Source organism: Paenibacillus sp. 7516, from assembly GCF_002272715.1.
Taxonomy (GTDB): domain Bacteria; phylum Bacillota; class Bacilli; order Paenibacillales; family Paenibacillaceae; genus Paenibacillus; species Paenibacillus illinoisensis_A.
Genome location: NZ_NPBI01000039.1, coordinates 38,757 through 63,443, shown reverse-complemented (window position 1 = coordinate 63,443; position 24,687 = coordinate 38,757). Strand labels below are relative to the sequence as shown.

The 24,687-nt window shown below is 46.7% G+C and carries 22 protein-coding genes; 17 read left to right on the top strand and 5 right to left on the bottom strand.

The features are described 5' to 3' along the window. The first annotated feature begins 69 nt into the window (after window positions 1-69). The 13 genes from CHI14_RS26090 (at window position 70) to CHI14_RS26030 (ending at window position 17,170) form a co-directional block, all read left to right on the top strand. Window positions 70-1,842, top strand: a complete 1,773-nt coding sequence (locus CHI14_RS26090; RefSeq protein ID WP_095292723.1) for an ABC transporter ATP-binding protein — start codon at window positions 70-72, stop codon at window positions 1,840-1,842. Further along, window positions 1,839-3,689 (top strand): ABC transporter ATP-binding protein, encoded by a 1,851-nt coding sequence (locus CHI14_RS26085; RefSeq protein WP_095292721.1) that lies wholly within the window; start codon window positions 1,839-1,841, stop codon window positions 3,687-3,689. Before CHI14_RS26090 ends, CHI14_RS26085 begins: the two co-directional genes overlap by 4 nt. A 136-nt stretch (window positions 3,690-3,825) precedes the next feature. Continuing rightward, complete coding sequence (gene purT, locus CHI14_RS26080; RefSeq protein ID WP_095292718.1) at window positions 3,826-5,013, top strand: formate-dependent phosphoribosylglycinamide formyltransferase; 1,188 nt, start codon at window positions 3,826-3,828, stop codon at window positions 5,011-5,013. Further along, window positions 5,003-5,461, top strand: a complete 459-nt coding sequence (locus tag CHI14_RS26075; RefSeq protein ID WP_095292715.1) for a GNAT family N-acetyltransferase — start codon at window positions 5,003-5,005, stop codon at window positions 5,459-5,461. Before purT ends, CHI14_RS26075 begins: the two co-directional genes overlap by 11 nt. Before the next feature lie 459 nt (window positions 5,462-5,920). Then, complete coding sequence (locus CHI14_RS26070; RefSeq protein WP_095292712.1) at window positions 5,921-6,700, top strand: CAP domain-containing protein; 780 nt, start codon at window positions 5,921-5,923, stop codon at window positions 6,698-6,700. A gap of 234 nt (window positions 6,701-6,934) precedes the next feature. Further along, the gene (locus CHI14_RS26065; protein WP_095292709.1) at window positions 6,935-7,801 is read left to right on the top strand and encodes a GDSL-type esterase/lipase family protein; all 867 of its coding nucleotides are present in this window, start codon (window positions 6,935-6,937) and stop codon (window positions 7,799-7,801) included. Continuing rightward, window positions 7,801-8,766 (top strand): ABC transporter ATP-binding protein, encoded by a 966-nt coding sequence (locus CHI14_RS26060; RefSeq protein WP_095292707.1) that lies wholly within the window; start codon window positions 7,801-7,803, stop codon window positions 8,764-8,766. Before CHI14_RS26065 ends, CHI14_RS26060 begins: the two co-directional genes overlap by 1 nt. Continuing rightward, a complete protein-coding gene (locus CHI14_RS26055; protein ID WP_095292704.1) occupies window positions 8,759-9,748 on the top strand; it encodes an ABC transporter permease in 990 nt (329 codons plus the stop codon). The genes CHI14_RS26060 and CHI14_RS26055 overlap by 8 nt, the downstream gene beginning before the upstream one ends. Window positions 9,749-9,824: 76 nt before the next feature. Beyond that, complete coding sequence (gene parE / locus CHI14_RS26050; protein WP_095292702.1) at window positions 9,825-11,804, top strand: DNA topoisomerase IV subunit B; 1,980 nt, start codon at window positions 9,825-9,827, stop codon at window positions 11,802-11,804. 12 nt (window positions 11,805-11,816) lie between these two features. Further along, entirely contained in the window at window positions 11,817-14,279 is a 2,463-nt protein-coding gene (gene gyrA / locus CHI14_RS26045; protein WP_095292700.1) for a DNA gyrase subunit A, read from the top strand. Between the two features lie 228 nt (window positions 14,280-14,507). Next, on the top strand, window positions 14,508-14,948 hold the full coding sequence (locus CHI14_RS26040) for a MarR family winged helix-turn-helix transcriptional regulator (protein WP_095292697.1): 441 nt from the start codon (window positions 14,508-14,510) through the stop codon (window positions 14,946-14,948). Between the two features lie 267 nt (window positions 14,949-15,215). Beyond that, window positions 15,216-15,662 (top strand): MarR family winged helix-turn-helix transcriptional regulator, encoded by a 447-nt coding sequence (locus tag CHI14_RS26035; RefSeq protein WP_095292694.1) that lies wholly within the window; start codon window positions 15,216-15,218, stop codon window positions 15,660-15,662. Next, entirely contained in the window at window positions 15,659-17,170 is a 1,512-nt protein-coding gene (locus CHI14_RS26030) for a DHA2 family efflux MFS transporter permease subunit (RefSeq protein WP_095292691.1), read from the top strand. The genes CHI14_RS26035 and CHI14_RS26030 overlap by 4 nt, the downstream gene beginning before the upstream one ends. A 123-nt stretch (window positions 17,171-17,293) precedes the next feature. On the opposite strand, the gene CHI14_RS26025 is transcribed toward CHI14_RS26030, so the two are convergent. From CHI14_RS26025 to CHI14_RS26015, 3 genes are all read right to left on the bottom strand, one after another. After that, window positions 17,294-17,638, bottom strand: a complete 345-nt coding sequence (locus CHI14_RS26025; RefSeq protein ID WP_095292688.1) for an MGMT family protein — start codon at window positions 17,636-17,638, stop codon at window positions 17,294-17,296. A gap of 164 nt (window positions 17,639-17,802) precedes the next feature. Next, window positions 17,803-18,528, bottom strand: a complete 726-nt coding sequence (locus CHI14_RS26020) for an RluA family pseudouridine synthase (RefSeq protein ID WP_095292685.1) — start codon at window positions 18,526-18,528, stop codon at window positions 17,803-17,805. Continuing rightward, window positions 18,528-19,391, bottom strand: a complete 864-nt coding sequence (locus CHI14_RS26015; protein ID WP_095292682.1) for a class I SAM-dependent methyltransferase — start codon at window positions 19,389-19,391, stop codon at window positions 18,528-18,530. Before CHI14_RS26015 ends, CHI14_RS26020 begins: the two co-directional genes overlap by 1 nt. A gap of 250 nt (window positions 19,392-19,641) precedes the next feature. Here CHI14_RS26015 and CHI14_RS26010 point away from each other — a divergent pair, with 250 nt between their 5' ends. From CHI14_RS26010 to CHI14_RS26000, 3 genes are read left to right on the top strand one after another with little or no spacing between them, the layout of a single operon-like run. After that, on the top strand, window positions 19,642-20,094 hold the full coding sequence (locus tag CHI14_RS26010; protein ID WP_095292679.1) for a flavodoxin: 453 nt from the start codon (window positions 19,642-19,644) through the stop codon (window positions 20,092-20,094). Window positions 20,095-20,099: 5 nt separating this feature from the next. Continuing rightward, window positions 20,100-20,903 carry a hypothetical protein gene (locus CHI14_RS26005; protein ID WP_095292676.1) on the top strand — a complete coding sequence of 268 codons (804 nt, stop codon included), beginning with the start codon at window positions 20,100-20,102 and terminating at the stop codon, window positions 20,901-20,903. A 50-nt stretch (window positions 20,904-20,953) separates the two neighbouring features. Then, window positions 20,954-21,517, top strand: coding sequence for a nitroreductase family protein (locus CHI14_RS26000; protein ID WP_095292672.1), 564 nt, complete (start codon window positions 20,954-20,956; stop codon window positions 21,515-21,517). A 25-nt stretch (window positions 21,518-21,542) separates the two neighbouring features. Here the strand turns inward: CHI14_RS26000 and CHI14_RS25995 are convergent, their stop codons facing one another. After that, complete coding sequence (locus CHI14_RS25995) at window positions 21,543-23,000, bottom strand: 4-hydroxyphenylacetate 3-hydroxylase family protein (RefSeq protein ID WP_095292669.1); 1,458 nt, start codon at window positions 22,998-23,000, stop codon at window positions 21,543-21,545. A 195-nt stretch (window positions 23,001-23,195) separates the two neighbouring features. Then, on the bottom strand, window positions 23,196-23,348 hold the full coding sequence (locus CHI14_RS25990; protein WP_095292667.1) for a DUF1540 domain-containing protein: 153 nt from the start codon (window positions 23,346-23,348) through the stop codon (window positions 23,196-23,198). Between the two features lie 456 nt (window positions 23,349-23,804). Between CHI14_RS25990 and CHI14_RS25985 the strand changes: the two genes are divergently transcribed. Continuing rightward, a complete protein-coding gene (locus tag CHI14_RS25985) occupies window positions 23,805-24,617 on the top strand; it encodes an AAA family ATPase (protein WP_095292664.1) in 813 nt (270 codons plus the stop codon). Window positions 24,618-24,687 lie beyond the last annotated feature (70 nt).

The following is a 24,687-nucleotide window of genomic DNA, read 5'->3' as shown; positions in this document are numbered from 1 at the left end:
GAATGGGGGACGGTGATAAACTTCATAAATGTTCATACCGTTTTTGAACGAGACAAGAGGAGGAGAAACATGGATGTTCTCAGGCAACTGCAAACCTTTTTTTGGGAAAAGCGCACGTATTTATTTGTATCAATCTTGTTCCTCGCCATAGCGACTGCGCTCGGGCTGGTGTATCCGAATTTGCTCAGGATACTGATTGATGACGTAATTATACCGCGCAATTTTGAAGACGTTCCCATACTTGCTTTGACCGTGTTAGGTGTTGTGATTTTGAAAGCGGGTATGCAGTTTTTACACGGGTTTTATGGAGGACGCCTTGGTAACTTCCTGGCGTACCGACTACGTAACGCATGTTACGAAAAGCTTCAATTTTTATCCTTCCGATATTATGATACGGCCAAGACGGGTGATCTGATGTCCCGCCTCACGGGAGACCTGGAAGCCATCCGCAACTTTATCGGATTTGGCTTTGCACAGATTCTCAACATGGTTTTGATGGTCGTATTTGGCGCAATCATGATGATGACGATGAGTTGGCAGCTTACCTTGCTGACACTCATATGTATTCCTCTGCTTGCCTTTGTTGCGCTAAGATTTGAATCCCAGATCCACCCTGCATTCCAGGAGATGCGACTGGCGCTCAGTTCATTGACGACAGCCGTACAGGAAAATATTACTGGAGTGCGTACCGTAAAATCTTTTGCACGTGAGCCTTACGAAGTGGAGAAGTTTTCCACACGCAACGAGCGTTACAAAACAAATCAGATTCATGCTGCAACATTGTGGAGTCGTTATTTTCCCATCATGGAGATTCTTGCTTCTGTAAGCGTTGTACTGCTTCTCATCATTGGAGGAAGAATGGTCATCAATCAGACGTTGTCACTTGGTGAACTCGTTGCCTTTTTCAGTTTGATCTGGTACATAATCGGACCTATGTGGAACCTTGGATTCCATATCAACAACTATACGCAATCCAAAGCTTCGGGCGAACGGGTGCTTGAACTGTTGAATACACCGGTGGACGTGCAGGAGACAGAAGATCCAATCATTGTCGAGGCTGATCAGGTTAAGGGGCATGTAACATTTGATTCCGTAACCTTTGCCTATGGCAATAAAATGGCGGCCGTAACCGATATCAATTTTGATGCACCTCCGGGTATGGTTATTGGTTTCCTGGGAGGCACTGGTTCCGGTAAATCCACCATTATTCAGCTCTTGATGCGTGCGTATAACGTCAATTCGGGAACCATCAAGCTGGATGGCAAAAATATTAAGGACATGGGAATACGCAGCTTGCGTAGCCAGATCGCTTCCGTCTTTCAGGAAACGTTCCTGTTCTCCTCCAGCATACGCAACAATATCTCGTATGGTCTCAAAAACGTAAGCATGGATGAGATTATTCGGGCAGCGAAGCTGGCCAAAGCACATGATTTCATTATGGAGTTTCCGGACGGATATGACACGGTTGTTGGTGAACGAGGCATGGGTCTGTCCGGGGGTCAGAAACAGCGGATTGCGATCGCTAGAGCTTTGCTCAAAAATCCGAAAATTCTGGTGCTTGACGATGCGACCAGTGCAGTCGATATGGAGACCGAGCATGAGATCCAGTCCGGTTTCCAGGAAGTTATGCGAGGAAGAACAACCTTTATCATTGCACACCGGATTTCATCACTGCGACATGCAGATGAGATCCTGGTACTGGATGAAGGGCGTGTCGTTCAGCGCGGTACACACAAACTTCTTATTGAAGAACCTGGACCATATCAGGATGTTTACAAAATTCAATACGCAGACTACATCGCCCGCGGTAAGCGGGAGGCTGGGGAGCAGGTGAACTCATGAGTGCCGAAACGGTAGCAGACAGGCGCGAGGTCAAAGGGACCTCTGAGAAGAATATAAATGAACGATTCGTCTATCAGGACGATGAGATCATTGAGAAGCCGTTTAACTGGAAAGAATTTGGACGTTTGTTCGGCTATATGAAACCTTACGCAAGGCAGCTTCTGCCGCTGATCATATTGATGATGATTTTGGGTACGATCACGAAATTATCGGTTCCTTTCTTGATCAGTCTTGCGATTGACAGAGCCATAGCACCAGAGAACGGACTACCAAGCATGACCCTGTTATATATTATTGGGGGTTCGGTACTCCTGCTCTATCTCATTCAATGGGCTGCCAATACGTACCGGATCAAATTAACCAATATTATAGGACAGCGGGTCATTTATGACCTTCGCTCGGATCTGTTCAAACATATTCAGAAGCTGTCCTTTAACTTTTTTGACAAAAGACCGGCGGGGTCCGTACTCGTTCGTGTCACGAATGACATCAACTCATTGCAGGATTTGTTCACCAATGGTGCGGTCAACGTCATGATCGACTGCGTGCAGTTATTGGGAATTATCGTCATATTGATGCTCATCAACTGGAAACTCGGCCTTGCCGTGATTATTACAGTACCGATCATGTTTATTATTTCCACCAAGCTGCGGGTATTGATCCGCCGTGCCTGGCAGGATGTACGCATGAAGAACTCCCGCATCAACTCCCACTTGAATGAATCCATTCAGGGGATCCGCGTGACTCAGGCGTATACACAGGAAAAAGAAAACATGAAATACTTTGACAACATGAACATGTCCAGCAAAAAATCATGGGACAAAGCATCAGCCATGAACCAGGGCTTTGGACCACTCATTGAAATTACCGGTGGTTTCGGTACATTGATCCTGTTCTGGTTTGGTGCCTACCTGATTCAAGATGGTCAGTTAACTGTTGGTTTGCTTGTAGCCTTCGCCAACTATGTCGGTAACTTCTGGGATCCGATCAACCGTCTGGGCCAGATGTACAATCAACTGCTGGTAGCCATGGCTTCCTCCGAACGCATTTTCGAATTCATGGATGAGGAACCAAGCATTGCTAACAAACCGGGGGCGAAGCCGATTCCTTCTATTAAAGGCGATATCGTTTTTGACAATGTCGTTTTTGAATACGAGAAAGGCAGACAGGCGCTTAAAGGAATCAGCTTTAAGGCCGCAGCCGGTGAGTCCATTGCACTGGTGGGTCACACAGGCTCAGGAAAAAGTACAATTATCAACCTGATTAGCCGCTTCTATGATATTACCGGAGGAAGACTGACGATTGACGGCCATGATATACAGGATATTACGGTTGAGAGTCTGCGCAGTCAGGTAAGCATTGTCTTGCAGGATACCTTTATTTTCTCCGGAACGATTCGAGACAATATTCGATTTGGCAGACTGGATGCAACCAATGAAGAAGTGGAGGAGGCTGCGAAGGCAGTCAATGCCCACGAATTTATTATGAAGCTGCCTGGTGGATATGATACGGAGGTTGAAGAAAGAGGAAACGTGCTGTCCATGGGACAACGGCAGCTCTTGTCCTTCGCCCGTGCCTTGCTCGCGGATCCACGGATTCTTATTCTGGATGAAGCAACAGCAAGCATTGATACCGAGACAGAGCTCAAAATTCAGGAAGCACTGAAAGTACTGCTTAAGGGCAGAACCTCTTTCATGGTCGCTCACCGACTCTCGACGATCCGGAATGCAGATAACATTATTGTGCTCGATCACGGTGAAATCAAGGAAGAAGGAAACCATGAGCAACTTATCCAGAAACAAGGAGTTTATAATGGGTTAATAGAAGCTCAATACAGATTTTTGTAAAAATTGATCGAAAAAACACAAAAAATCTTGTAAAATTCACAAGAAAAATAGGGAGCACCCTTGCAATCTTTAACCAAAACCCCGAAAATAGAGAGACAGATATAGAAGATTTCTCTTTGGGAGGATTGGAAAGAACATGTGGGGTGCTCCTTTTACGGCTCAAGCCAAAAAAATGCTACTGCTGGGTAGCGGAGAATTGGGAAAAGAGGTCGTTATTGAGGCCCATCGACTGGGAGTTGAAACGATCGCTGTTGATCGTTATGACAATGCACCTGCCATGCAGGTAGCACACCGGTCTTACTGCATCGACATGTTAGATGCCGAAGCTTTGAAACAATTGATCCGCAAGGAAAAACCTCATTACATTGTACCGGAGATCGAAGCAATTGCGACAGAAGCCTTGTTGGAGCTTGAAGAAGAGGGATTTTGTGTTGTGCCGACGGCACGTGCTGCCCGTTTAACGATGGATCGCGAAGGCATCCGGCGTTTGGCGGCAGAACAATTGAAACTTCCGACAGCAGCCTATCTATTTGCGAACAACTTGGAAGAGCTTCAAGAAGCCGTTCGAGAACTGGGTACACCTTGTGTGATCAAACCCTTGATGAGTTCTTCTGGTAAAGGGCAGAGTGTATGCCGCACGCCGGATGACGTAGAGAATTGCTGGAATATCGCTCTGTCTGGAGCGCGCGGCAAATCTGTACGTGTCATCGTGGAGAGCTTTGTGAAATTTGACAGTGAAATAACGCTGCTCACCGTAAGATCTGTATCAGGAACTGTATTTTGTCCTCCGATTGGTCACATTCAGAAGGATGGAGATTATGTCGAATCTTGGCAGCCGCATGCAATGACTCCGCAGCAATGGGAGCAAGCTTGTCATATTGCCAAGTCTGTGACCGATGAATTAGGTGGTTATGGGCTGTTCGGTGTCGAACTATTCTTGACTTCGGACGGAGTTGTGTTCAGCGAGGTATCACCTCGTCCGCATGACACAGGTATGGTTACCATGATAACGCAAGATAGCTCCGAGTTTGCGCTGCATGTGCGTGCAATTCTGGGTTTCCCTGTGACAGATGTACATCTGCTTACACCTGGAGCTTCAGCTACGCTGAAAGCCAATCATGAAACATCCGACTTTACTATAGGCGGGATTGAAGAAGCACTGGCTCTTCCACGTACGCAGGTTCGTGTATTTGGCAAACCTGAGGTCAAAGTGGGACGCCGGATGGCTGTGGCACTTAGTGCAGGCCGCGATGTGGAAGAAGCTCGAAAAACGGCGGTTCAAGCCGCAAATATGCTGAAAGTGGAGGTAAATCATGTCCAATAATGCCCAGGCCCCTGTACTGACGATCCGAGAGTGTGAACTGCGAGATGCTGAAGCGGTAACGGGACTGATGCGAGAGGTCAGCTATCCGACAACAGCCAATGTTATGAAAGAGCGCATTGAAGGTTTGGAGAGTAATCCAAACGCGTGCATGCTTGTTGCCGAAGTGGATGAACAAATTATTGGTATGATCGGCTTGCAATGTGTGCAAAGTCATGCCTATCCAGAACCTGCCGCTCAAATTACGTCCTTGATTGTAGGGCAAGAGTACCGTGGAGGCGGAATTGGCCGTCGTCTGATGGCTCGTGCTGAGGACTGGGGCAGACAGCAAGGTGGGAAACAATTGTTTGTCACCGGTGCGAATCGTGAAGTTGCTTCATCAACGTATTCTTTCTATGAGCACATTGGCTTTCAAAAGAGAGGATATCGTTTCAGTAAAGTCCTTCTATAGAAAAGATTCTTCAAAATAGGTACCTATTCCTCAACCAGATCGTTGATGTACAGGTAACTCGAGACATTCGGACAAGATGTATTGATTCCGGATGTCTTTTTTTTGGTTAAATAAGGACGCCCCTTAAAGAATAGTTTTCATATATGATACTGTAATAGGCAGTTTACATGAAAAAAATCGGTTAAGCCGTATTCAATTGATACAGACGCTGAGGTTATCATGTATTTGGTACCCTTCAAAAACTATAATCCAACTTCTGCTGCACCTACAGATATAGTTCATGTCTTAAAGCTAACTTAAACTTTTAAACCTGTTAAATGCTTTTGAAACACAATTAAATATTACAAAAAAGTAACTTTTCCATAATTTATAGGTTCACATCACTCGTATGAATTGGTATACTGCTAGAGTATTGATTACAAAGTTGTAACTAATTAATTTTCGAGGAGATGAATGAATTTGAAAAAGAACTTGTTGAAAACCGTCGTCGCTGGAAGTCTGACAGCTGTACTGGCCGTAGGAATTATGCTCCCTGCTTCTGCTTCCGCGGCAGAGGTGTCCACATATAAAGCTACAATTAAACTTACGGATGCAACTAGCCTGAAAACATTGCTTGAAAAGTGGATGAAGGATAACGGAATTACGGTATCGAATGGTCAGGTTGTCCAAAAACCAGCAGCACAGCCTGAAACAACGAAGCCAGAACCTGCGAAACCAGAATCAACAACAAAACCGTCTCAACCAACGCAAGAAGAGAAACCGGCTGCTACGCCAACGAAAAAGCCTGAGAACAGCAGCAACACTGGTAACGCAAACAACACGGGTAACACTGGTAATAACACAAGCAACAGTGGTAATGAGTCAACTCAATCCGATTTCGCAGCACAGGTTGTAAAATTGGTGAACGCTGAGCGTGCCAAGGCAGGTCTGAGCGCACTGGCATCCGATGCACTTCTGGATAAAGTCGCTCTTGCCAAAGCAAAAGACATGAGCAATAACAACTATTTTGATCACCAATCACCAACGTATGGTTCTCCTTTTGATATGATGAAACAATTTGGAGTAACTTACAGCTACGCTGGTGAGAACATTGCCAAAGGTCAAAAAACGCCTCAAGAAGTAGTTACTGCATGGATGAACAGTGAAGGACACCGTGCGAATATCCTGAGCAAAAACTTTACTCAAATCGGTGTTGGATACTACAACGGTTACTGGGCTCAAGAATTTATCGGCAAATAAGTCATTTGAATGAATAACGTTCAGATTTAATTCGAAAAAAGGTTATGTCAGCACAGCGAAATCTGTGTGAGGCATAGCCTTTTTCCGTTTATAAATTTTTAAAAAGAATAGAGCGGCAAAATTTGCAAATTAACGACAGAACATTTATGTTATTTAGAAAAAGCGTCATCTTAAAGTCAAACCATTTTAAATTATTAGCACCCAACCAGGTGTACATGAGCGGAGATGTGATGAATGAAAAGAAAAACCCTTGATTCAGCGCCATGGATCTGGAGAACAATCAGCACGGTGTCCATTTTGGCAACGCTTCTGTTATTATTCGGTTTTGGTTATGCCATAAAAGACGTCATCTATCCTGAGGGGGATCCAGCTTTAGGGACAGGGCAGTCGACGAAAACACCGGCCGATGAGGCAAGCAAACCTGCAGCTCCAGTTGATGATGGCAAAATTCGAATGGCCGTTATTGGTGATTCTCTGGCTAGAGGCACGGGGGATGATGAAGGACTGGGCTTTGTAAGGCGTGCAGGAAATATTTTAAAGGAACAGGGACATGATGTTCAGGTTATGAACAACCTGGGAGTCAATGGCCTGAGAACGGATGCATTACTAAGTAAACTGGATGAACAAGGTGTACGCTATGTACTCCAGCAATCCAACTTTATTTTATTGTCCATTGGAGCTAACGATCTCTTTCAGGGTGGTCAGGTATTGCAGGGTGAGGATCCGCCGACTGCCGAAAAGCTGGCTGCAGCATTGCCTGAAACGTCCAAGCGTCTCCAGGAAATTTTGAAGAAAGTTAAAGAGATCAATCCGGAAGCACAGATTGTGTACATAGGTCTTTATAACCCGTTTGGGGATGTGAAGGAGCTGGAGGTACCCGGCAATGCGGTTGTAGCTGCATGGAATGATGCTGCGCTCCAAATCTTGAACCAAGAGGATAAGATGACGCTTGTACCCACCTTTGATCTGTTTGAAAATCATCTGGGTGAATATCTCTCCTCCGATCACTTCCACCCAAATGGTGCAGGATACGAGGAGATTGCGGTTCGGATTGCGCAGGAATATCAGGCTGAAACACAGGCAGAAGGGAGCACGAACTAATGGCAGAGCCGCAGAGCGATTATGTACTGTCTGTGCAGCATCTTAAGAAAAAAATAGGACGCAAATGGATTATCAAAGATGTCACGTTTGAAGTGAAGCCCGGAGAAATATTTGGTTTCCTGGGCCCGAACGGAGCGGGGAAAACGACAACCATCCGGATGCTCGTTGATCTGATCAAACCGACAGAAGGCAATATTAAAGTCTGTGGTTACGATGTGAATCGCGATCCTGAGCGTGCTCTTCAATATGTCGGTTCCATCGTGGAAAATCCGGAGGTGTATACATACCTGACAGGTTGGGAGAATCTGGAGCACTTTGCCCGGATGCAGCCTGGTGTGGATCATGCCCGTATTCAAGAAGTGGTCGATATTGTCCGTCTGGATCAACGAATTCATGATAAAGTGAGAACCTATTCGTTAGGCATGCGCCAACGGTTGGGTATCGCCCAGGCCCTGCTTGGACGCCCGCGTCTGCTGATTCTGGATGAGCCTACCAACGGACTTGATCCCAAAGGGATTAAGGAGCTTCGGGTGTTTATCAAACAACTTGCAAGCGAAGGGATGGCTGTATTTGTCAGCAGTCACCTGCTGAGTGAAATTCAGCTTCTATGTGACAGGGTTGCGATTATAAGTGCAGGCCGCGTTCTTGCCGTTGGAGGCGTAGATGAATTAATTGAAGATCACTCTAAATTCGCCATATGGCATGTCTCACCTCTGGAGGAGGGCAGAAAAATGCTGCTTGACGCAGGTGTTGCGTTAGTGGATCGCCCTGCCGAGGTGATGGATGATACCATTATCGCAGGGCTTGGACCCAATGCGGTTGTGGCTGAAATGCACGAGGATCGCATCGCGGGTCTTGTGAATCAGATGGTTCAGGCAGGGATTCAGGTTGAAGGTGTACAGCGGGTTCAGCCGACACTGGAACAATTATTCTTAAAGATGACTGAAGGTGAATCCATTGAGTAATATCATGCCGCTTATCCGAAATGAAACGATTAAGATGGTGAAGAAGAAACGTCTTTATATTATATTTATTGTACTTGCGGTTCTGGTTCCGATGTTTACGTATGCCCAGATGAAATCTGCGGAAAATAACCGCGACAAGTTTGGTGGCGACTGGAGACTTGAACTTCAGCAGGCAATCACGGATAATCAAAATTCACTGGGCAGCGACCGGGTGCCTGAGGAATACAAAAAGTACCGCACGGTTTATATCCAGCAGATGCAATATTATCTGGAAAATGACGTGAATCCGGAGGAGCCCAATGGCGTAACGTTTACCCGGGAATTTATGAATAATGCGGTTGGCTTGTTTATTCCGCTGCTGATTATGGCCATTGCCTCGGATCTGGTGTCGGGTGAGCGCACAACAGGTACCATCAAGATGCTGCTGACTCGTCCGGTCAAACGCTGGAAGGTTCTGCTCAGCAAACTGGTCACCCTGATTATGTTTGTGTCTATAATCGTCGTATCTGCGTATATTATCTGTTACGTTATATCAGGTGCAGTATTCGGTTATAAAGGTTTCGGCATGCCGATCTTTACCGGATTCAAGGTTGTGGGTACCGATGTGGATCTGTCCGCCGTACACGCCGTGGATCAATGGCTGTATCTTCTCATGCAGGCAGGATTGATATGGTTTGTGAGCGTCATTGTGGCCATTCTGGCTTTCATGGTTTCCGTATTGGTTCGAAGCACGGCAGCAAGTATTGTTATTATGATGGCTGCGCTTATCGCAGGAACCATTCTCACGAATATGGCAGCCTCTTGGCAATCAGCCAAATACCTGTTCATGGTTAATCTGGAACTTCCGGATTATTTGTCCGGTGGATTGCCACCGATTGAAGGAATGAATTTGGGTTTTTCCCTTATTGTGCTTAGTGTTTGGGGCATTGCCTCACTCATTGTGTCATTCCTTGTCTTTACGAAACGGGATATCTTGAATTAAAATGGACAAGGATAAGAAAACATCTGTTTGCATTTTAGGTTTTTTTTCAGTTGCAAGTTAAGAAGGGGGAGCATGAATGGTCGAGCAAATCGATATGTCGGCAGGTTCGACAGGCGGAGGACAGGGGTCTTCAGGCTACGACGCGGACGACATTCAAGTACTTGAAGGACTGGTAGCGGTTCGGAAACGGCCCGGGATGTACATCGGCAGCACCAGTACTTCAGGTCTGCATCATTTGGTATGGGAAATTGTGGACAACGCTGTCGACGAGCATCTCGCCAAATTCTGCTCCAAAATCGATATCACGCTGCATAAGGACGGTTCTATTACGGTTCAGGATAACGGAAGGGGAATTCCGACAGGTATACATAAAACAGGGATTCCTACTCCCCAGGTCGTGTTTACGATTTTGCACGCAGGCGGAAAGTTCGGTGGATCAGGATATAAGAAATCAGGCGGACTGCACGGCGTAGGTGCTTCGGTAACGAACGCTTTGTCGGAGTGGCTTGAAGTCGAAATCTTCCGTGATGGCAAGATTCATCGTCAACGTTTTGAATATTGGCAGGACAAAAAGGGTGTCGAACATGTCGGAGAGCCGGTAACGGGACTCGAAGTACTCGGGAATACCAATCGGACAGGAACTAAAGTAACGTTTAAACCGGATATACGTGTCTTCCAAAATGGCATTCAATTGAATTATGATACACTGGCAGAACGGCTTCAGGAAATTGCTTTTCTGAACTCGGGCCTGAAAATTGTTCTGAAAGACGAACGGTCAGGCAATCAGGATGAGTACATGTATGAAGGCGGAGCAAGCCAGTTTGTTGCGTATTTGAACGAAAATAAAGATGTGCTGCATGATGTCATTCACTTCTATGCGGAGAAGGACGACATCGAGGTGGAAGTGGCGATCCAGTATAACGCAGGGTATACCGAAACGCTGGCTTCGTTTGTTAACTCGATCCCGACCAGGGGCGGCGGTACACATGAGACCGGATTCAAGACGGCGTATACGCGTGTGATGAACGACTATGCAAGACGTACCAACATGATTAAGGAAAAAGATAAAAACCTTGAGGGTAATGATCTTCGCGAAGGCATGATGGCTGTCATCAGCGTAAAAATGTCCGAAGTGGAATTCGTTGGACAAACGAAAGATCAACTCGGCAGCGCTTCCGCTCGAAGTGCGGTCGATTCGGTCGTTTCGGAGAACATGCAGCGGTTTTTGGAAGAAAACCCGCAGGTGGCTCAGACGCTGATTCGCAAAGCGGTTCAGGCCTCCAAGGCAAGAGAAGCTGCACGCAAGGCCCGTGACGAGATGCGCACAGGCAAAAAGCGCAGTGAAAGTTCCAACCTGAATGGCAAGCTGACTCCGGCACAATCCAAGGATTTTACCCGGAACGAGCTGTTTATTGTTGAAGGGGATTCCGCAGGAGGCTCGGCCAAACAGGGACGCGATTCGAAGATTCAAGCCATACTGCCTCTGAAGGGGAAACCGCTCAATCCGGAAAAATCAAAGCTGGCGGATATCCTCAAGAACGAGGAATATCGTGCGATAACGGCTGCGATCGGAGCGGGTATTGGGACTGAATTTGCCGTTGAAGACAGCAATTATTCCAAAATCATAATCATGACCGATGCGGACACGGATGGTGCACATATTCAGGTACTGCTGCTGACTTTCTTTTACCGTTATATGAAACCTCTGATTGATCAAGGTAAAGTATTTATTGCACAGCCGCCTTTGTATAAGCTCACCCGCAAGTCCGGTAAAATGGCAAGTGTTCGCTACGCTTGGACGGATGATGAGCTGGCGAATTACATGAAGGAGTTTGGAAACAACGTCGAACTTCAGCGGTATAAAGGTCTGGGTGAGATGAATCCGGATCAGCTGTGGGAAACGACGATGAATCCGGAGACACGGACATTGCTCAAGGTGGAGATTGTAGATGCTGCCAAAGCGGAGCGCCGTGTGTCAACACTTATGGGTGATAAGGTCGATCCGCGTAAACGCTGGATTGTAGAGAACGTCGACTTTACAGAGTACGAAGAATAGAAGGTGCTTGGAATGAGTCTATCAGAACAATTTTTGCCGGCCTTTCTCGAAGAGGTCGTTGGTGACCGGTTCGGTCGCTACTCCAAATATATTATTCAGGATCGGGCCATTCCCGATGTTCGGGATGGGTTAAAACCCGTGCAGCGTCGTATTCTATACGCCATGTACGATTCCGGTAATACACCTGAAAAGCCTTATCGCAAATCTGCAAAAACCGTCGGTGATGTGATGGGTAATTACCACCCCCATGGTGACTCCTCCATCTATGATGGTATGGTGCGGATGGCACAACCTTGGAAAATGGGCCATGTTCTCGTCGACGGTCATGGTAACTGGGGTTCACAGGATGATGACCCGGCTGCAGCGATGCGGTATACAGAGGCCCGATTGTCGCCGATCGCGATGGAGATGCTGCGAGATATCGAGAAACGTACGGTTCTGTTTAAGGACAACTTCGATAATACAGCCAAAGAGCCGGTTGTGCTCCCATCTCGTTATCCCAACCTTCTGGTCAATGGCGTAAGCGGAATCTCTTCCGGTTTTGCAACCGAGATACCAACGCATAATCTGCGTGAAGTCATTGATGCCTGCATCGCGGTCATGGAAAAACCATCGATTGAGCTGGACGAGATCATGATGTTCATGAAAGGTCCGGATTTCCCTACAGGTGGCTTAATCATGAGTGGCGAAGGTATTCTGGATGCCTATCGGACAGGCAAAGGAAGAATTTACATTCGCTCCAAAACGGATATAGAGAATATGCGCGGGGGCAAGCAGCAGATTGTCATCACCGAGATTCCATATCAGGTGGTAAAATCCAGACTTGTTACAGCCATGGAGAATATTCGACTTGAGAAAAAAGTAGAAGGTATTGCCGAAGTTCGCGATGAGAGCGGACGTGACGGTCTGCGTATCGTGGTTGAATTGAAAAAAGAAGCGGATGCGCAAGGCATCCTGGCTTATTTACTGAAAAAAACCGATCTTCAGGTAACCTACAATTTCAACATGGTTGCCATCGTGAACAAGGCACCTCAACAGCTTGGGTTGAAATCCATCCTGGAAGCCTATATCGCCCATCAGCGTGAGGTTGTGACATTCCGGACCAAGTATGAGCTGGAGAAAGCGGAAGACCGTGCACACGTGCTGGAGGGTCTGGTCAAGGCGCTGAACATTCTTGATGAAGTCATCGCAGCAATCAAGGCATCCAAAAATCGTCAGGACGCGCAAAATAATCTGATGTGGATGTTCGGATTTTCGGAGCGCCAGGCGGATTCCATTTTGACACTGCAGCTGTACCGTTTGACCAATCTGGAGATCACGTCCCTCCAGAAGGAGCTTGACGATCTGATGAAAAAGATTGCCCAATTACGCTCCATTCTGGATAGCGACCGCAAGCTAATTGGTGTCATCCGCAAAGAATTGATGGAGATCCGGGAGAAATACGGGATCGACCGTCGTTCGGCCATTCAGGGCGAGGTGGAAGAGCTTAAGGTTAATCTGGAAGTCCTCGTCAACGCGGAAGATGTATTTGTTACATTATCCAAAGAGGGTTATGTGAAACGTACGGGAATGCAGTCCTTTACTCGTTCAGGCGGCGAACGCAACGGAAGCGGTGTAAAGGAAGGCGACTATATTTCACAGGTGCTTGAAGTCAATACGCTTGAAAACCTGCTCGTGTTCACGCAAAAAGGCCAGTACTTTTTGCTGCCTGTTCACCAGGTGCCGGAATTCAAGTGGAAAGACCCCGGAACAGCCATTGTCAATGTCATCCCGTTAGCGAAGGATGATCGTATTGCGAGTGTGCTCGCAGTCAAGTCCTTCGAAGAAGAAGGTCACAGTCTCGTCTTCGTTACACGTAAGGGACAGGTGAAGCGTACCGAGCTGAAAGAGTACATCACCAAACGTTCCGGAGCTGTAGCTGCTTGCAAAGTGGGTAAGGACGATGAGGTATTATCGGTACATCTGAGCACAGGCGGCAAGGATATTATGCTGATCACCAAGGAAGCGATGGCGATCCGTTTCCGTGAGGATGAGGTCAATCCAATGGGACGGGTATCCGGAGGGGTTCGTGGTATTCAGTTAAAAGAGACGGATGAAGTCGTTTCTGCCCTATGGGTGGAAGGTGATGAGGGCGAGATTGCGGTGCTGTCCGACTTGGGCTATGGTAAGCGTTCGCTGCTGCTGGACTATGCATTGCAAAGTCGTGGAGGCAAAGGTATTGCCACATTCGAATTCAAAGAAGGCAAGCGTGTGAAACCGAATGGAAGCCGCATAGCCGGGGCCTTCTATTGCAGGGAACAACGAAACGTAACGGTAATGACCAAAGATGGGCAGGCGTATCCGATTTCTTCTGAAGGTGTACCGATTACGGAACGCAAACATATTGGCAAGCTGCTGGTTCATGTGGAGAAACAGGATGAAATCGTGGAACTTCTCATGAATTTCGATGAAAATCAGCCAGCATCAACATCGTAAAATGTGTAAAAAGACTTTTTGCACAGCAGTTGACTCTGTCGTGCAAAGAGTCTTTTTTTGTTGTTCAAACTCGGATTAAAAGAGGATGTCCATGCGAAGATTAACAACCTTCGTCGATTACGGTCGATCGCTGGGAAATTGAAAAAATGCAGCAGGAATGCGGGTTTTTAGGGCGAAAAGTTAAGCTAGTGAAGTGAAAAACCGGGTTGCAGAGAGGAGCGATTCAAGATGTATAATTCCGATTTTGCCAAGTGCTGGTCAAGACTCACCAAGGACTACAAGCTGCATATGGATCAGGAACTGGCCCCCTCTTTAACAGAGGCACAGCTGGCTGTATTGGAGGTGCTTGAGGATCATCAGAAAATGAAGCCATCCGATCTGATTCCTTTTTTGGCTACAACACCTGCAGCCGTAACCATGCTGCTTGACCGTATGGAAAAAAACAATTTGATTCGTAGAGATCGGGATGACCACGATCGAAGAATCGTGTGGGTATCCTTATCTGACAAGGGACGAATGGAGACGGAACGTGGCGTTGCCATTCGAAATGATTTCATGAATTCCGTACTCAGCAATATTTCAATGCATAACCAACAGCTGCTTGTCTATCTACTGGGTAAGATGACAGCACCCAAAACTAAGGAGCATGTCTTGTCTTCCACATCCTAATGAACGATGATGGACACGGATAATTCATGATTATATGATTTAAAGTTAATCCTATACCGTAGCACTCCTGCGGATCCAAGCAGGAGTGCTATGGTATTTTATTTTGGCTGGGGTGAATGGATTTGTCTGTTTCATAGGACCCAGAAAAATTTCAGAAATTTATATGTAAAGAGTTGACTATGTCATTATTTTTGTTATAATAAATAATTGTTCCCCTGATATTTCGTGTGCGAAATATTATATTCCAAAAGTAAAAAGGGTGAATTAATGATTGATACGTATGAAGTATTCTACATTATCAATTCGTTCCGGCAAGTGAATCAAATGCTGTTTCGGGCATTCTGGAATGAAAACAAGCAGATCGAGCTAACTTCGATTCAATTTATGGTGTTATCCATTTTGAAGGAGCGTCCTTCCATTGGCATCAACGAGGTGGCTGAACTGTGCCATATGGGCAGCAGTTCCATGAGTGCTGTGGTTGAACGTCTGGTCAAGGGTGGATACATAGTCCGGACACGTTCCCATTCTGATCGCCGATCCGTCATGCTGCAAATTACGGATAAAGGAGATAAGGCACAGCAGGAAACACACCAGTTGTGGATGGAAAGAGTATCTCCCATATTGGATATTCCAAAAGAAGATCTTGAGCATCTGCTAAGAATTCATACTCAAATGATTGAAAAGTTAGAAGGAAGAGAGATGAACAACCCATGAGTACTACCGCTGCAGCTCCATCCTCTGCGATGGACAACATTAAGAAGGGACCGATTGTAGCCGCGCTGCTAATTGGTGCATTTGTAGCCTTCTTGAACCAAACCCTGATGAACGTGGCTCTTCCTAAAATCATGGAAGATCTCGGTATCGGGGCTAATACAGCCCAGTGGCTGACAACGGGATACATGCTTGTCAATGGCGTGCTGATTCCGGTTACTGCTTATCTCATTGCCAGATTTTCAACACGTCAGATCTTTATTACAGCAATGACGTTATTTACATTAGGAACACTCGTCTGCGGAATCAGTCCGAATTTCTCCATTCTGATGGTTGGTCGTGTGATTCAAGCGGCAGGCGCAGGTATTCTGATGCCTCTGATGACTGTCGTATTCCTGACCATTTTCCCGATCGAGAAACGCGGTCAGGCCATGGGTACAATGGGGATCGCCATGATCCTTGCTCCGGCCATTGGACCAACGCTTTCCGGTTATGTCGTAGAACATTATTCCTGGAGACTGCTGTTCTACATCATCTTGCCATTCTCCGTGATTGCAACAGCAATCGGTATTGCATTTGTCAAAAATGTAACCCGTCAATCCAAACCGAAACTCGATTATCCAGGCGTTGTTTTGTCCACACTTGGATTTGGTAGCTTGTTGTATGGTTTCAGTGATGCTGGTACAGATGGATGGGGAAGCGCAATTGTTATCAGCTGTCTGGTCGTAGGTGCCATATCGCTGATCCTGTTCGTTGTTCGTCAACTGACAACGGATCATCCACTGCTGGAGTTCCGTATTTTCAAATACAACATGTACACATTAACTACGATTATTAATATGCTTGTGACAATGGCGATGTTTGCCGGCATGATTTTGCTTCCGATTTTCCTGCAAAATATTCGCGGCTTCTCACCAATTGAATCAGGTTTGCTCATGATGCCTGGTGCGATTTTGATGGGGATTATGTCACCAATCACAGGCCGTATCTTTGACAAAGTTGGTGCTCGCTGGCTGTCCGTTGCAGGTCTTGCGATTACTGCAATTACGACATGGGGACTCAGCCGCCTGTCGATTGATACAACATATGGCTACATGATGTTTATCTATACCGCACGGATGTTCGGTATGTCGATGTTGATGATGCCGATTCAGACTGCCGGCTTGAACCAACTGCCACAGCGTTTGAATGCACACGGTACAGCAATGTCCAATACACTTCGTACGGTGGCTGGTGCGATTGGTACAGCCATCCTGGTTACGATCATGAGCAGTAAATTGAAATCCCACCTGGCAGATACACTTGCCTTGGGACAGATTAATCCAGAGGATCAAGCTGCTATGCTCGGTGCTACGGCAGATGCAACCATCTACGGGGTAAACTACGCATTTACGGTGGCTACCTGGATGACCGTTGCCGCAATGCTTCTGGCGTTCTTTATCCGTAAGACGAAGCCGGCAATTGAACCGACACCGGTGGAACAGCATCAAAAAGCGAATGCAACAGCTTAAATATATTATTGGTATTATCGTTTAACATTCATACGATCTACGCTTGTATACAAAGCGATTGAATGAGAGAGAGCCCCAGCAGTTTGAACTGCTGAGGCTCTTTTTGTATTAGAGGAATAAGAATTATTCCTGGTTATCCGATAAACCGTCAAGAAATACAGGCCCAGGATCATATCCATACTGCTGGAGGTTAATGGTCCCATTCAGCTGAAATTCAACACCTTCGCTGATAAGCTCGGTCTCCTGCATCATGCGAGAGTGTTCGTCTGGAATGGCAATCTCTCCTTTGGCGTTAACGACACGATGCCAGGGAAGTCGCTCCTTTCGGCTCATGGAGTGAAGAATGCGCACAACCTGCCTAGCAGCACGGGGGCTACCCGCAAGAGAAGCTATTTGGCCATAGGTCATAACTTTGCCTTCCGGTATAGATGCAATAATGGCCACGACTTGTTTAGTGAACGGTGTCATCTGAATGCAAACTTCCTTTCTCCGTCTCAGGAGTATTGGCTCTGTTCTATAAACAGATCTTCGTCTTCTAGTGAATGGTCATCATACCTGTCATTTCAGTCAAGATGTGAATTGTTAAAAAAACCGTGTACCCAGAATATAGATTCGGATACACGGTTTGTCCATTATTCTTTAAACGCATCCTCGTACACACCAGATGGCCATTCTGCCCATGGGAACTCGCGGGGAGGCAGTGATCTTAAGGTGATCTCTTCCTTGGTTACCGGGTGCGGAAAAGCCGCGATGGCAGACCAGAGGGCGATCTGCTGACCAGGCTTGTTCACACCAGCACCGTACTTCTGATCTCCAAACAAGGGACAGCCTGATTCTTTCATCTGAACTCGAATCTGGTGGGATCTTCCGGTGTGAAGTTCGATGTGTACAAGACTGTATCGGTCCGTTTGACCGATAACCCGGTAATCCAGAACAGCGTCTTTGCCGCCTGGTGTACCTTTTGGTACAGCTGTTACCGTGTTGGTTCGCGCATCTTTCAGCAAAGTATGCCTCAACGTACCCTGCTGCGCAGGTAGTTTACCATGGACAACGGCCGCGTATATTTTGCGAAAATGCCGTCCGCGGACCGTTTCAGACAATCTGGAAGCCGCCTTGGAGGTTTTGGCAAATATCATTGCACCTCCAACGGGGCGATCCAGCCTGTGAACCAGACCGAGATATACATTGCCGGGTTTATTGTAACGTTCCTTCAAATCCTGCTTCAGGATCGTGAGCAGATCGGGGTCTCCCGACGCATCCTCCTGGGTAGGTATATTAACAGGTTTCGTAATGCCTAACAGATGATTATCCTCGTATAGTATAGGAATATCACAAGGTGGCTGTACGTGATCAGACATCATGACTCCCAGCGGCCCAAAATGCCGCAAGGCAGGTCCAGACCACTGCGTGTAATCGGCAGACCGATCTCACCTGCAGTAATGCTGCCTCCGTATTGAGCAGACATCGTCATCGTCAGCATGTTGCGCAGAACTGTGGATGAGATGCCAGTAGTGTAGGAATTAACCAGCATGAATAGTGGATTATCCGACAAAATACTCATACAAGATTTCAAGAAGGGGTAGAGGTTCTCTTCCAGCTTCCACGTCTCTCCATTAGGTCCACGGCCGTAGGACGGAGGATCCATAATAATCGCATCGTAACGGTTACCACGGCGCTGTTCCCGTTGTACGAATTTGAATACATCATCAGTAATAAAACGAACAGGGCGGTCTGCAAGACCGGAGAGTTGAACGTTCTCCTTGGCCCACTGCACCATGCCTTTGGCTGCATCCACGTGAACTACCGAAGCGCCGGCATAAGCTGCAGCAACCGTCGCACCGCCCGTGTAGGCAAACAGGTTAAGTACGGAGATGGGCCGTCCTGCATTCGAGATTTTATCCATCATCCAGCTCCAGTTGGCAGCTTGTTCAGGGAACAGGCCTGTATGCTTGAAGCTGGTCGGTTTAATGTGAAACTTAAGGTTTTCATATCCAATGGTCCAGCGTTCCGGAATTGGCTTTTTCATATCCCAGCTGCCGCCGCCGGAAGAGCTGCGGTGATAGTGACCGTGCACCTGGCGCCATTCATTGGTTTCTTTTTCGAGAGGCCAAATAATCTGTGGATCGGGTCTACGCAAGATGACATCGCCCCAACGCTCCAGTTTCTCGCCGCCTCCTGTATCGATTACTTCATAGTCCTTCCAGTTCGATGCTACGTACATAGTCGTTTATCCATCCTTCAAAAGTCATTTGGATACTATTGTACAACAAAAAAGGGCCTGTACGCCAGTTGGGGTGGGCAGAAGGGGCTTTTGTTATTTTGAATTTGCTGTGTAACCATATCCTGAAAATGAAGAAAAGATGAAAATTTAATTTGACAATGATAATCATTATCACATATGATTTTGATAATTCAGATATCCTTATGAACTGCATGATCTAGATGACTAAATTAAAGTGAGGGAATAATAGATGGCTAAATTGTTGGTGGCTTATGCGAGCATGACTGGAAATACGGAAGAAATTGCAGAACTGATTGTAGAAGGAATTACACAGGGAGGGCATGAGGCAGTCCTCAAGGATGTCATGGATTGCAATGCAGCAGATGTGCTTGAATATGATGGTTTCCTGATTGGAGTTTACACATGGGGAGACGGGGAACTGCCCGATGAATTCCTTGATTTTTACGAAGAGCTGGATGAACTGGACCTGAGTGGCAAACGAGCGGCTGTCTTCGGTAGTGGTGACACATCTTATGAACAATTTTGCGGAGCGGTGGATCTTGCAGCTGCGAAGCTGCAGGAGCGCGGGGCGGAGGTATCTCCAGAGATGCTGAAGATTGAGTACAGTCCGATGGAGCAGGAGAAGGATACATGCCGTGAATTCGGTAAACGCTTCGCTGCTGCCGGATTACAGGTGTCCTAGAAACCATGTTGAAACCTAATGTTCAGGCAGCCGTTCAGCCGGGAGGTACGTACAATTCGGAGCGACTGCTTGAGGATTATAAATTGGAGGAGATTCTTCGTAGCCCGCATCGATTCATTCGCCCAGAATCGGAGGCTGTAGAGCGTTCCTCGTTACAATGGAGACACCGCGTTCAGTATGCAGTCAGTCATGCGGTCAATGCCTTCTATAGTATGGACCCGGATGTGCGCAAGGAGGTTCCGGTACAATATCTGCTGGAAAAGTGGTGGCCGAAAAAGGCAGCAGGTTTCGACTCCATCCTTCATTACTGGGATGTGAAAAATAAAGTCATCGATGAACTCTCATTGGCAATCGCGATGAACGATGATTTGAAGCATCCCATGATCCTGTTTGAACAGTGGAAAACCGAAATTCCTGCACTTTCCATGCACCTGTCAATGATTTTCCAGACAGCTTGGCAACCGGAAGGGTGGGACTCTCTGTTGGTTCAGAAATTCATGGTGGTCCACGATCCAAACGTAGTTGAAGCTTTTCAGCATATGGCCAGTGTGTTTTGCTGGGAAGCCTTCGGGAAGCTGCCTGGCATGATTGAAATTTACTGTTTGCTCGAAGGTCGTAAAATTCGATTTATTCCGGGACGTCAATCCCTGATTCGCTCAATGGATTACATCAGGCTTGTTCGTGACAGTATCCCGCAAACGGAAAATTCGGAAACGGAACATTTCACCTCCCGTGACAAAGCACGGATACATGAGGAAGTGGACCGAAGAAGAAGTGAAGTGGAACCCAAGAAAAACTGGCTCATGTAAATCTGCATGAAGAGTGTCTGAGAAAGTGAAGATAAAGGAGGAGCGATACAATGTTAACCGGTGTGAATCAGTTGGGGAGTGGCAAGAAGCGTGCAGGAAGCTGCGAATTCAGTCCACTTCCGGTACCACAGTCGGTGATTGGACGTTTGCTGGATGAGGCAGACCCTTCCTTGTACGTGATGAGTTCTAAACCCTGGCGATTTATGCTTTTTGCTGGAGAAGGGCGCCAGCTCTATCTGGAAGCGGTCAGACAGAGCTATCCTCCTCACTTGGCAGATCGATATGGTGACTGGGCCGCATATCAATATACAGAAGCCATCCCTGCGCATCTGATTGTTGTTGCACCAACGGGCAGTCAAGAGGATCATATGCTGCCTGCAAAGGCCTGGAGCAGGCGATTCTCCATGCTGGCAGCAGAACAGGGACTGCATGCCGTTTGGAAAATGAATGATTATCAGCAGCACCCCGTTTTTATGAATCTGATGGGCTTAACCAGTGAAGAGCAGGTTTTGGGAGTATTTCATATCGGTTACGGAGACCAGCCTGCATTAAGAGATGTGGACATAAGCAGACCAGCCTCTGAACTGATGACAGTCTACGACCATCTGGTTTAAAACGTTGCGTCTAGGCGAGCAGAAATTAATGATGTCTGTCTGCCAGAAAATGGCTAACGAGCTGACGGTACGTGTCTACGCCAGAATAGGTCGAGTACAAGCGGTTGGATACGGTAATGGGGTTTCCGAAGAAAAAACGTTCGAATTGGGTCTGTCTGCCGCCGAATGAACCTGCTCCGAGCTCCCAGATCAAACGGAAAAGGGAAGTACGCTGCTGTGAAGCCATATCTGTGCCTTTCAGATAGATATCCAAATGTGCTGCCGCGCCCGACCTGAATTCTTCCTCCTGAGGCACCATGATCATCGCGCTTGAAGCCAAAAGTTGAATGATTTCAATCATCTCGGGATACAGCTTCGGATATAGAATATTGGCAGCGAACAATGGCTGTGGTGCAGGCAGTATAAAACCTCTACCATCTGGCACGCCGCCATCTTCAGCCGCGATGGCTAACGCCTTAAGAGACTCGAGCCCGGCTAATACACGTGCCGTTTTCTCAATGACGTGTGCTTCGGAGGCGAGGTCAAGCGTATCGGTGAGCAACTGAAGTGTTCCCAAGATGAATTCGGTTTTGGCAATATAGCGGCATAACACTTGATGTCCCGCGTGAATGTGGAAGTTGCTTCCGCTAAATAGACGCGAGGACATTTCTTCGTTTCCGGCAAAGAAAATCCGATCATGGGGCACTAAGACATGATCAAAGATGACGATGTTATCCATCTCTTCGTATCTGGAGCTGAGCGGAAAATTAAACCGTGATTCAGATGCATAGGTATCCCGGCAAACGAGGGTGATGCCTGGCAGATCATTAGGCACGGCAAACGCAAAGGCAAATGGATTCTCATCGTCAAATGGGGCAGGTGAGGGAGACGGGTATACAAAAATTTCGTCACAAGTTGCACCCTGTGTAGCCATCATGAATGCACCAGTTATAATAAGGCCATCTTCGGTGTGCTCAACCACCTTGGCTGCAATTGCATCCTCGGTAGCGTCCATTTGCCCGGATATTTTGCTGGCGTGTGGTTGTATAAAGGCATGAGAGAGGGTAATGTCGTTGTCACGACAGAAGGCATAGTAGTTCCTCAGATTTTCGGCGTACTGCGGAGATAACTCGTTAAGGAGATCCGCTGCAGTGTAGAATGACATGATGGCCGTGTTCATATAATCGGGTGACCGACCCAGAAACCCGTGATGGGTGCCCGACCAGATGCTCATCGCTTCACGACGTCTCCGCAGATCATCAACTGTGGTTGGCGGCAGGAAGGATAGTCCCACCGGTTTGCCGTCTACGGGGGATTCGTACGTCATTTTGCCTGCAAGCAGCGGATCTGACTGCATGTCGTAGAGTTGCGCTTGAGTCTCCATAAGACCTTTGAAAGCAAGATGTTCGGATCTTTTACCCGTAACGAGTTCTCCCTTGTACCAGCAGGGGACAGTCTGGGCATTGATTCGTTCAATGTACTGCTTGCCACTTTTAACAGGCATCGTTTTTCACCTCTTGGATCTAATCGTTCATGGGCAGATTGACTGCTCTCGTAGTTTACGTAGGCAGTCTCCTTTATGTGCATCCTGACAGAGGAATAACGAACTTGGCAAAAAGGGCTTGATAATAATTATCATTCTTGTTACAATACAAAAAGAAAAAGGAACCGGCCAGGGCTCCTTTAACTTAAAAAGTTTTTATTTTACTTCAAAGGTTTTGCAGTCTGTTTCAGCAGACTTGCTTGCTTCTTGAGAACTGTGGCTCACGATATAAATCGAATCAGCATTACATTTGTTCTCTTCAGCCCAGTGAACACAGGAATTTACTTCACACAATACGTCTTTTGCCATGATTAATAACCTCGCTTTGAGTTAGATTACATTCGTTGGTATAAAGATAGGTCCGACTTTTCAAGTTGCCGCTTGAAGTTCGGAACATTTTGTCCTCTTAATTAAAGAGGGCTTATTTGCATTATACACAACGGTGCACTTTCAGAATAGCAAATTTGGGCAAAGCATGCAACATGTGCAATGCTTTTACGAAGCTATTTGCGCGAGCGAGGAAGACTGCCTTTGCAAAAAGGCGGTTATATGCTATGATTAAATAGTAATAATTACGATTAACAAGGAGTTCAATAAGAAACTCACAACTAGCTCACCACAAACTATTTTTAAGTCGTTTATAGTGACGTTTATAAATCTTAGTTGATCGTGACCTCTTTATTCGGTTTCTCAAACATTAATTACTTAAGGCTTGGAGATTCGCAGTTTACTCTCCTGGCATGAACGAAGGAGAGTTATCCAAACATGAGCAAAACAAATCATATAAATCGTATTCCCCGTGCCAAGGGAATCGATATGGCTGCTTTTTATTCACCGAAAGAGTGTACACGCAAAGTGAAGCACATTGTATTCTCACAGGAGAACGAGCGTGTCATTGAGGAATTCCTGACCATTCTCGGCATGAAGGAACGTTTTGTGGAGCATGATGTTTCTATGCCGAACAAATTGGTCATGTTTGGTCCTCCCGGCACCGGGAAGACATTAACGGCATCCTACCTGGCCTCTCGGCTTAATCTCCCACTGGTTTTGGTACGTCTGGACGCCATCATTCACAGTCATTTGGGAGAGACGGCTACGAACGTACGCAAACTTTTTGAGTATGCGCGTATGAATCCCTGTGTCTTGTTTCTGGATGAGTTCGATGCCATTGGCCGCACCCGAGAGAGCAATGATGAAGTGAAAGAGATGGCCAGGGTAGTTAACACCTTGCTGCAGTGTCTGGATGAATTCGAAGGCGATAGCGTACTTGTGGCAGCCACCAATTTGGAAACCCAACTGGATCATGCCGTATGGCGTCGATTTGATACCAAAATTACGTATGGCATGCCGGATGAAGAGAGCAGGCAGCGATATATCAACAAACTGGTTGGACAATTTGAGCATCAGCCAGACCTGAAAACCTACATGTGCAAGCAGTTAAAAGGGTGCAGTTACGCCGATGTGGAGCAGATTGTGCTCAAAGCCAAACGGAAAGCGATTATTACGGACAGTCCATTGCATGAACAATTGATAACTGATGCATATGATGAGTATATGCCGCGGTTATTAACCATCTAGAAGCTGAGCCGAAACGTAACTGTCTAATAAACAAAAATGATATAACGAAACAGCCCTGCCAGGAATCCAT